This is a genomic window from Wandonia haliotis (assembly GCF_039523435.1).
Taxonomy (GTDB): Bacteria; Bacteroidota; Bacteroidia; order Flavobacteriales_D; family Crocinitomicaceae; genus Wandonia; species Wandonia haliotis.
This window is the reverse complement of record NZ_BAAAFH010000016.1, coordinates 1-2433: the sequence shown is the minus strand read 5'-3', so window position 1 is coordinate 2433 and position 2433 is coordinate 1. Positions and strand designations below refer to the sequence as shown.

The 2433-nt window shown below is 37.8% G+C and carries 4 protein-coding genes; all 4 read right to left on the bottom strand.

All coding sequences use genetic code 11. The annotated features are described in order from the left end of the window. A partial coding sequence (locus ABDZ97_RS12240; protein ID WP_343788060.1) for a hypothetical protein occupies nucleotides 1–613 on the bottom strand: 613 nt, incomplete at its 3' end. Next, nucleotides 613–1269, bottom strand: coding sequence for a hypothetical protein (locus ABDZ97_RS12235; RefSeq protein ID WP_343788058.1), 657 nt, complete (start codon nucleotides 1267–1269; stop codon nucleotides 613–615). The genes ABDZ97_RS12240 and ABDZ97_RS12235, both read right to left, overlap by 1 nt. Continuing rightward, nucleotides 1269–1895 carry a hypothetical protein gene (locus tag ABDZ97_RS12230; RefSeq protein WP_343788056.1) on the bottom strand — a complete coding sequence of 209 codons (627 nt, stop codon included), beginning with the start codon at nucleotides 1893–1895 and terminating at the stop codon, nucleotides 1269–1271. Before ABDZ97_RS12230 ends, ABDZ97_RS12235 begins: the two co-directional genes overlap by 1 nt. Next, nucleotides 1895–2433 (bottom strand): hypothetical protein (locus tag ABDZ97_RS12225; protein WP_343788054.1); only part of this gene is annotated, 539 nt, incomplete at its 5' end. The genes ABDZ97_RS12230 and ABDZ97_RS12225, both read right to left, overlap by 1 nt.

The window sequence follows — 2433 nt, the reverse complement described above, 5'->3', positions numbered from 1 at the left end:
CTGCGTTTAGGTAAATTGTATCATAAAAAATCTCTGTAATACCATTTCGCGTAACTTCCCGTCGATAATAACGCTCACCCATAGGGACGTCCGAAAATTTAGATGCTTCGTAGAAGTAACATCCTTCTCCTTCCCTAATCGGATTTCCTTGAGCAAAATTGTTAAAGCCGATTGTACTTCCTTCATGGAATAATTTAAAGTTATCAGTTATTCCGGAACAATTCACATTCTCAATTTTCAACTTTAAATACGCACATGGCGCATACTCAAACGCTAAATCCGTCGCTTCTCCTACTGACCAGGTATATCCCATTCTATTGAGATAGCAATGTTCCTCCGGAAATTGTCCGACAAAAACCTCATACCTCCTGTTCTTATTAAACTTTTCGGTCACATACAACACACCCTCACTGTTAGTCTGGCCGCTGTAAAAATCCTTGGTTTTAGAACCCGATACACCATCCGACACATTAAATATTTCTACTATGCTAATCGTGTTACCAACAACAGGCTCTCCTGTTACTACATTTTTTACACTTATTTTTAATGTTTCCTTCTTCGTACATGAAAACAGAAACAACGAAATCAACAGATATGTAAACCACCTACTCATCAATAGTTGATTTCATACGTGTAAAATTCTCCTGCGTTTATTAAAAGAGTATCTTCATATAAATTAGTAGTCCCTCCTCGTATAACCTTCCAACGATAATAATTAGCACCAATTGGAACTCTTGAATAACCTACTGGAGCACCGTCTGGTCCTCCTGGAGATTCCCAATAAGCGCAACCAGTATGCACCCACGGAGATGAAAAATCGAATGTTCCAAGTTCATTCCCCTGAAATAAAACTAATGAGTCAGTTTCTCCAACACAATTAACATTATTAATAATTAGTTTTACATACGCACATGGCGCATATTCAAAATTGATCTCTGTATTAGCACCAACATACCAATTCTCGTTAGACTTGTTAATGTAGCATACGTCCTCCACAAACTTTCCTACTTTAACTTTGTAACGTCTGTTTTTGTTAAACTTCTCTGTTACAAAAAGTACTCCTTCGCTGTTGGTTTTTCCGCTGTGAAAATCCTTGGTTTTAGAACCCGACACACCATCCGACACATTAAATATTTCTACTATACTAATCGTGTTACCAACAACAGGCTCTCCTGTTACTACATTTTTTACACTTATTTTTAATGTTTCCTTCTTCGTACATGAAAACAGAAACAAGAAAATCAACAGATATGTAAACCACCTACTCATCAATAATTGATTTCTAAATCATAATATCCCCCTGCATTTATAGAAAAAGCCGTATCATAATAGTTTGTTACTCCATTTCTAGTAACCTCCCATTCATACCTATATTCTCCCATTGGAACATCAAAATAATTCCCGATATAAGAAAAACAACCGTATTGAGAAACTCCATTTGTTGACTCTCCTCCACTTAACCAAAACCTTCTATAAAATATTTCATCCTCCTCACTCAAGCAATTCACATTCTCAATTTTCAACTTTAAATACGCACATGGCGCATACTCAAACGCTAAATCCGTTGCCTCTCCTACTGACCAGGTGTATCCCATTCTATTGAGATAGCAATGTTCCTCCGGAAATTGTCCGACAAAAACCTCATACCGTCTATTTTCATTGAACTTTTCGGTCACATACAACACACCCTCACTATTAGTCTGGCCACTGTAAAAATCCTTGGTTTTAGAACCGGACACACCATCCGACACATTAAATATTTCTACTATACTAATCGTGTTGCCAACAACAGGCTCTCCTGTTACTACATTTACAACACTTACCCGTAGCGTTTCCTTCTTCGTACACGAAAACAGAAACAACGAAATCAACAGATATGTAAACCACCTACTCATCAATAGTTGATTTCATACGTGTAAAATTCCCCTGCGTTTAGGTAAATTGTATCATAAAAAATCTCTGTAATTCCATTTCGGGTAACCTCCCGTCGATAATAACGTTCGCCCATGGGAACATCATTAAAGCCCTCACTTTCGAAAAAGTAACACCCTCCCCCCTCTCTTATTAACGCTCCTATTATTGGAGGCTCTTGACCTCCAACCTCTCTACCTAAATAGTATACTTCTATAAAATCACTTTCACCTCCGCAATTCACATTCTCAATTCTCCATTTCAAATATGCACATGGTGCATACTCAAACGCTAAATCCGTGGCTTCTCCTACTGACCAGGTGTATCCCATTCTATTGAGATAGCAATGTTCTTCCGGAAATTGTCCGACAAAAACCTCATACCTCCTATTTTTATTAAACTTTTCGGTCACATACAACACACCCTCACTGTTAGTCTGGCCGCTGTAAAAATCCTTGGTTTTAGAACCGGACACACCATCCGACACATTAAATATTTCTACGATACTAATCGTGTTACCAA

Bases quoted from the DNA above. Each gene is read 5' to 3' on its own strand.
- ABDZ97_RS12235 (WP_343788058.1), bottom strand. From the start codon at position 1,269: ATGAGTAGGTGGTTTACATATCTGTTGATTTTCTTGTTTCTGTTTTCA.
- ABDZ97_RS12230 (WP_343788056.1), bottom strand. From the start codon at position 1,895: ATGAGTAGGTGGTTTACATATCTGTTGATTTCGTTGTTTCTGTTTTCG.